At 40.5% G+C, this 6845-nt stretch carries 6 protein-coding genes; all 6 read left to right on the top strand.

The annotated features are described in order from the left end of the window. Positions 1 to 380: hypothetical protein (locus tag GXO74_05185; GenBank protein NOZ61053.1), on the top strand; the 380-nt coding region annotated here is incomplete at its 5' end. Then, on the top strand, positions 368 to 1864 hold the full coding sequence (locus GXO74_05180; GenBank protein ID NOZ61052.1) for an oligosaccharide flippase family protein: 1497 nt from the start codon (positions 368 to 370) through the stop codon (positions 1862 to 1864). The genes GXO74_05185 and GXO74_05180, both read left to right, overlap by 13 nt. A 30-nt stretch (positions 1865 to 1894) precedes the next feature. Next, positions 1895 to 2710: a methyltransferase domain-containing protein gene (locus tag GXO74_05175; protein NOZ61051.1), complete on the top strand. Its 816-nt coding sequence runs from the start codon at positions 1895 to 1897 to the stop codon at positions 2708 to 2710. Between the two features lie 26 nt (positions 2711 to 2736). After that, positions 2737 to 3942, top strand: coding sequence for a DNA polymerase IV (gene dinB / locus GXO74_05170; protein ID NOZ61050.1), 1206 nt, complete (start codon positions 2737 to 2739; stop codon positions 3940 to 3942). Beyond that, on the top strand, positions 3939 to 6302 hold the full coding sequence (locus tag GXO74_05165; protein NOZ61049.1) for a T9SS type A sorting domain-containing protein: 2364 nt from the start codon (positions 3939 to 3941) through the stop codon (positions 6300 to 6302). The genes dinB and GXO74_05165 overlap by 4 nt, the downstream gene beginning before the upstream one ends. Positions 6303 to 6399: 97 nt before the next feature. After that, a partial coding sequence (locus GXO74_05160) for a GHMP kinase (protein ID NOZ61048.1) occupies positions 6400 to 6845 on the top strand: 446 nt, incomplete at its 3' end.

The raw sequence follows: 6845 nt of genomic DNA, 5'->3' as shown, positions 1-6845 counted from the left end.
AAAAGAGTGATGAATTTCCGCTTTCGCAGGAGACGGTTGATAGATTCAAGCAAATTGCAGATCTCTTTCATCGAAAAATTTTGTGGGTAGCAACGACGCGGCAACTTTTGACTTTTTCTTTGGTTAAAAAATACCTGACATGGACAGTTGAAGAAAATGAGTATCATTATTTGATAAAAATAAACGGAATGAAAAAAGCGGGCATTCCGTTTGAATTGTCGCCAAAAGATTTGCAGGGAATCAGTTTTTCTTTGCCTGACAACAAAGAAGGAAAATTGATTTTTAAAGGAAAGGAATTGGCTTCCAAGCGATTTTTTGCTGAGAAAAATAATACACAGATCCTTACGATACCCATAGATCCCATAGAATGGCCTTTGTGATGCAGGAAGAATCGATATCAAAATCATTGCTAAAATTAACGCGGCATTCTATCATTTACGGAGTAGGCCACGTTCTCAATCGCGCAGTCGGTTTTTTATTGCTGCCGATTTATACAAACTTCATCGCTCCGGAGCAGTTGGGCGTTGCTGCAATGACCTTTTTATTTCTGGCGTTGATGACGATCGTTTACCAGATCGGTATCAGTCAGGCTTTTTTGCGTTATTTCAGCCTCGCCGACAATCTATCAGATAAAAGAAAGATTTTCAGTAATGCTTTTTCGGCGATTTTTGTTTTAAGCCTCCTTTTTTCATTCCTTACCTTTTCGTTCTCTGATAGAATTTCCGAATTTTTGTTTCATTCAAAGGATTACCAACTCCTGATTCACCTGTCCATCGGCATCCTCATTGGCGATGTTTTGGGGCAAATTCCTCTTATCACTTTGCGCGTTGAGGAAAAATCCGTTCTTTATTTGTTCATCACGCTGGCGCAGATTTTGATCAATATTGCTTTTAACGTATTGTTCATCGTTTATCAAAAAATGGGCATCGCAGGTATTTTCTTTGCTAACTTCATTTCTTCATTAACGATGCTGATTTTTCTGCTTCCGATCTGCATAAAATATTTTCGGTTTCAAATTCAGCGGCAAGAGATTAAGCTTTTGTTGGTTTTTGGTTTTCCTTACATGTTTTCAGGCTTGGCAAAAGTGTTGATGGACTTGTCAGATCGCTTTATTTTAGAAAGACTTACTGATTTTGACACGGTTGGCATTTACAACGCTGGCTACAAACTCGCCGGCATTATGGGGCTCATCGTGGCTGGCTTCAGATTCGCCTGGATGCCATATTCGCTATCCGTTGCCAAAAGAAAAGATGCCAAAAAAATTTATGCTTTAGTAACGACCTATTTTATATTAGGCAGTGGCTGGATTTTGATTTTTTTCACATTTTTTCTGGCGCCGATAATCAAAATTGAAATTGGCGGAGTAACTCTATTCGGCAAAGAATATTGGGCAGGAATCGACATTGTTCCTCTGATCATGGCTTCATATTTATTGTACGGATTATATTCGATTTTGATCATTGAAATCTATATCAAGGAGAGAAGCAAAGTATTGCCTATCATCACAGGAATCGGAGCGATGGCGAACATTCTTGGCAACTTGGCGCTTATCCCAATTTTGGGAATGCAGGGTGCAGCTTGGACAACGATAATTTCTTACTTTTTGATGGTCGCCATTTTATTCTATGACACACAACGGAACTATCCCATTCCTTTTGAATTTAAACGGATTGCGCAAATTGTCGTTCTCTACCTGATTGTTTACATTTCCGGAGAATACTCGTTTGCAAGCAAATGGTGGTTTATCAGGCTCGGTTTACTCTCAGTTAGCCCGCTCGTGCTCTATTTCATTGGTTTTTTTCATAAAGAAGAATTGCAAAAAATAACAAGCTTGCGACAGAAAATACACGACAGAAACGAATAAACGTCAATCTTTATCACACAGGAAATTTGAATGGATCCAATCAAAAAAAAGCTAAAATATTTTTACGAAGACGTCGGAGAAAAATACCCTGAAGAAGAAATAATTTACCATACACTGCGCGGAATGTTGAGAAGAAAATTTGTGCTTGCCTATTTGAAGAGATTCAGTGGCTCGTTGCTCGATGTTGGCTGTAATCGTGGAATGTATTTGGATGAATATCAGGGAGGGAAACGCTTTGGCGCGGATTTAAGCCTCAATGTTTTAAAAAAAGCGGACAAACATCCGGAAAAAAATTTGATTGTTGCTGATGCAGAGCAATTGACCTGCTTCAGAGCCAACAGCTTTGATAATGTCCTTTGCAGCGAAGTGATAGAGCACTGTCTGAATCCGCAAGCAGTTTTTAACGGCATTGCTCATGTTCTGCGTCAGGGAGGAAGCGCATTGATTACCACGCCAGATTACAAAAGGGAACGACCCAAATGGATTCCTCTGGCAAGTTTGCCGCATTACGGCGTCGAAAGTCCGTCCGAAGAGGGCTATTTTCACACAGCTTATCATCCGGAAGAGTTAGCACAAATGGCAAAAAAAGCTGGTTTGTCGGTAATTGAAATGGGAACATTGGAGCGGGAAGTTAAATACGCTGCTAAAATTCCTGCACTGATTTTTATAACAATACGTGCATTAAATAGAATTCTGAAGTCAAAATGGCTTGAAAAGCAAAACATGATTTTTTTCAATAAATTGACGCTATGGGTTTATTATTGCTGCCACTATTCTGGAATTGAAAAGATTCTTTTGCCTTTCTTCAAAAATGGAGTTCGCTCGTTTGTTTTTGCCAGAAAATAATTGAACGATTTCGGCGCTGGAGAGCTATGAGCCAAAAAATTATTTTACACATCGATATGGATGCATTCTTTGCCGCGATTGAGGAATTGGACCATCCTGATTATCGCGGCAAACCTGTAGTTGTCGGCGCTGATCCGAAAGGTGGTACTGGTAGAGGCGTGGTTTCGACTTGTAATTATGAAGCCCGCAAATATGGAATTCATTCCGCCATGCCCATTTCTCAGGCTTATCGCCGTTGCCCCCACGCAATCTATGTTTTTCCCCGCATGAGACGCTATGTTGAGATGTCCAAAATAATTCACAAAATATTCTATGAATTCACTCCATTAGTGGAGCCGATTAGTATTGACGAGGCATTTTTGGATGTATCAGGTTGTACGAGACTGTTTGGCTCTCCGGAAGAAATTGCAAAATCCATCAAAAAACGCATAAAAGCAGCCACGGGACTGACTGGTTCCGTGGGTGTTGCGCCGAGTAAATTCGTAGCAAAAATAGCATCTGATCTGGAAAAGCCCGATGGCCTGGTAATTGTGAAGCCGGAAAAAGTAAAAGAATTTTTATCTCCTTTGCCTATTTCTAAAATGTGGGGAGTTGGCAAAAAGACTGAGGAAACTTTGATTAAAATGGGCATCGATACTATTGGCAGGATGGCTGCCATGTCCAGGGAAAAAATTGTAAAGCAATTAGGGAAAATAGGCCTGCATTTCTGGTATCTCGCCAATGGAATTGATGATAGGGATGTACATACGGAAAGCACGAGAAAGTCGGTGAGTCTGGAAAACACTTTTTTGGAGGATGTTGACGATGAAGCGACAATTGAAAAGATGATTCGTTCCCTGTCCGATAATGTGAGCAGAATTTTACGCAAAAAAAATCTCAAAGGCAAAACCCTCACTTTGAAAATTCGTCTGGAAGATTTTTCCACATTTACTCGCTCGCGCAGTTTCAATGAATTTATCGATTCATCAGCTTTGATCAGCAAGACGGCCCTGCAACTTTATAGCAAATTTGACCGAAAAGGCAAAAAAGTCCGGCTTCTCGGCATCGGCATTTCCAATTTAAATACAATCGTCGGCGACCAGATGAATTTTTTTGACCAGCAAAAGGAAGAAGAAAAGAAAATCGATCGAGTCATCGATTTAATCCAAAATAAATTCGGCGCCGATCTCATCAAAAAAGCCAGCCTTCTCGATAAACATTCTCGCCACATCGATTCTGAAGAAGAAAAATGAAGAAAAACAATCCCAAAGCGAGGTACATGATGAAAAAAATATTGCTCTGGATGCTTATCTTCACTTTCGTTTTTACTGCTCTTCTATCACAGGAAAAAGATTCATTCTATTCCATCCAGACACATTTTGGCCAAGTTTATCGTCCGGATATGGATTCAACGCAGGTCATTAAAATGCTCGATCTGGTGCAAGACGCGGGCATTACCGCTATTCGCGATGAAATTTACTGGTCTCTCATTGAACTGGAGCCGGGAAATTTCCAATTCCCTCCAGTTTTTGACTTTTACATTTCAGAGGCATTGAAACGAAATTTGGACGTTCTGCTTATTCTTGATTACAATAATCCACTTTATGCACCTGCTTCAAACTCCGGCGTCTCCACGGACAGCAATCGCACCGCTTTTGCCAATTATTGTCGGCAGGTTGCAGCGCGCTATTTTCCGTTGGGAGTGAAAAATTACGAAATCTGGAATGAGCCGAATATTCCAATTTTTTGGAGCCCAAGCCCGAACGCCGAAGATTATTTCAAATTGCTCGAAGTCGCGTATCCTGCGTTGAAATCTGTTAGTCAGGAAATTCAAGTCATTGGCTGTGCCACATCACCGGCAGAAGGGGAGCCGTCGCCTTTCATTCCTGGAATTAATTTCATCCAGCAGGTTTTCGATTTTGGCGGCGGAAATTATCTGGACGCAGTTTCTTTTCATCAGTACCATGTCGATTCGCCCCCAGAAAATTATTTATTCACGGAAATTTCCCGGTTACAGGCAATTGTGGGAAATGAACTACCGATCTGGATGACAGAAGTCGGTTATCCTACAAACAGTGGTTGGCCCTATATTTCCCTGGACAAGCAGGCAAATTATATCCCGAGACTTTTCCTCATGGGTAAATCAATCACTCAACTGAAGCGAATTTCTTACTATGATTTAAAGAATGACGGTATCGACGCAGCGAATCCTGAGCATAATTTTGGAATTCTGACTTATGACTTGCAACCTAAACCAGCCTATCACTCGCTAAAAGCCGCGGCAACGCTTATCGGAAATAAAACTTTGACAGACCAACAAATTGGGCCAGATGTTTACCTCTTTAAATTTAGTGATGGAGACAGCGGTATCATTGCTTGTTGGAGAAAGCTGGGGCAAAAGGAACAAGAACTAAAAATTCTCTGGGATAAATTGGCGATCTTGAACCGCGATGGCAATTTGCAATATTACTCATTAATTTCAGGAGATTCAGTTGAAATTCAATTGAATGAAAACTTGACTTACATCAAGTCGCTGAATGAATTGCCTGTCATCGGGCAATTTTCTCTATCATTGCCGGCAATTATTCTTTTTCCTGATCAAATTTTTGCACCAAGGATTTCATGCTCAGATACAGCCGAAATTCCGATTCATATTTCAGCAGATTTGATCAACTGGAATTATACAGGCGGATTTGGAAATCTTTCCACGGATGGCAAATTTGTCGCCAGTCAGGCTGATTCGGGGATGTTAATTGCAGAATTTTACGGAATCAGGGATACGACAGAAGTGAAAGTTGTGGAGCCAGCAAATTATCAATTGGACGATTTTCTGACTGCAACAGGCTGGCGAACAGAATTGGCGAATTTAGATTCCAATTTGTGTTCATTTGCCATTTGTGATTCAATAGCTTCAACGGGTAACACATCGGCTGAATTAAATTATCAATTCACTTTCAATCCTCAGATTCCGCGGCAGGACTATCAATTTCGTTTGAAAAATTTCGTTCCCATTCCCGGAAAATCAGATTCTCTTTTGCTTGATGTTTACGGAGATGGATCGCCCATACTTGTAGGATATCAGTTTCAAGATGTGGAAGGCAAAATATTCACAAAAAAGCTGTATAATTTTCCCATTGATTGGCGCAGCAGGTGGAGAACGATTCCTTTTACATTTGCCTCTCTACGTGGAAGTGTGAAGTATCCTGTTTTTCTTACCGATATTGTTTTTTATTTATCGGTTTCATCCATGAATAACGGTGAAACTTACAGCGGAAAGATTTACATCGATAATTTGCGCAGCTCGGTCAGAGAAGATACAAAAGTTCTTGAATCGGAAAAGGGTAGAAGCTCCAATTTGCCAGAGCTAAAAATATTTCCCAATCCGACAAATTCCGAAATCAAAATTTCTTATTACGTATCGGTTCGGGGAAAAATATCAATGAATTTGTATAATTTATTGGGACAGAGAGTGTTATCGCTTTCCTCCGGGAACAGAAAGAGCGGCAATTACTCTTTACGTGCGGATTTGAGCAATTTGACAAGCGGACTTTATTTTATACGCTACCAAAGTAGCAAATCTCAAACTGTGAAAAAAATTTTGTATTTGAAGTGAGAAGTGAAAATTTGTCTTGACTAAAAGATGAAAATGTTTATATTTGAGTCTCGTATTTTCATTGAAAAGACAAAACCAAAAAAATATTCCGGAGAGAATGACAACGATGGTAAGTGATCTGGTTGTATCCGCCCCTGGTCGAATTAGCCTCTTTGGCGAGCATCAAGACTATCTGCATCTGCCTGTGATTACTGCCGCGATAAATCTGCGTATTAGCATTCACGGGAAAAGGAGAGACGATAATCGCTTTGTTTTTCACCTCCCTGACATCGGCGAGGAAGAGATCATTGAGTTAAATTTCCCCATCGAGTACAAAAAAGAGCGCGACTATCTTCGTTCCCCGTTCAATGTGCTATATCGGCATGGCGTTGCTATTCCTGGCGGCTATGATATTAAAATTACCAGCGAAATACCGATAAATTCCGGCACCAGCAGTTCTTCTGCCATGATCGTCGCGTTAGTGAAGTTTCTATTGACAGTTTCCAATGATCGAAGGCGGAATAATCCTTATGAAATAGCGCGTCTGGCGCATTTAGCTGAAGT

The organism is Calditrichota bacterium (assembly GCA_013152715.1).
GTDB lineage: Bacteria > Zhuqueibacterota > Zhuqueibacteria > Thermofontimicrobiales > Thermofontimicrobiaceae > 4484-87.
Note: the sequence above shows the minus strand (reverse complement) of the source record. Positions and strands in the feature narration are given on the sequence as shown.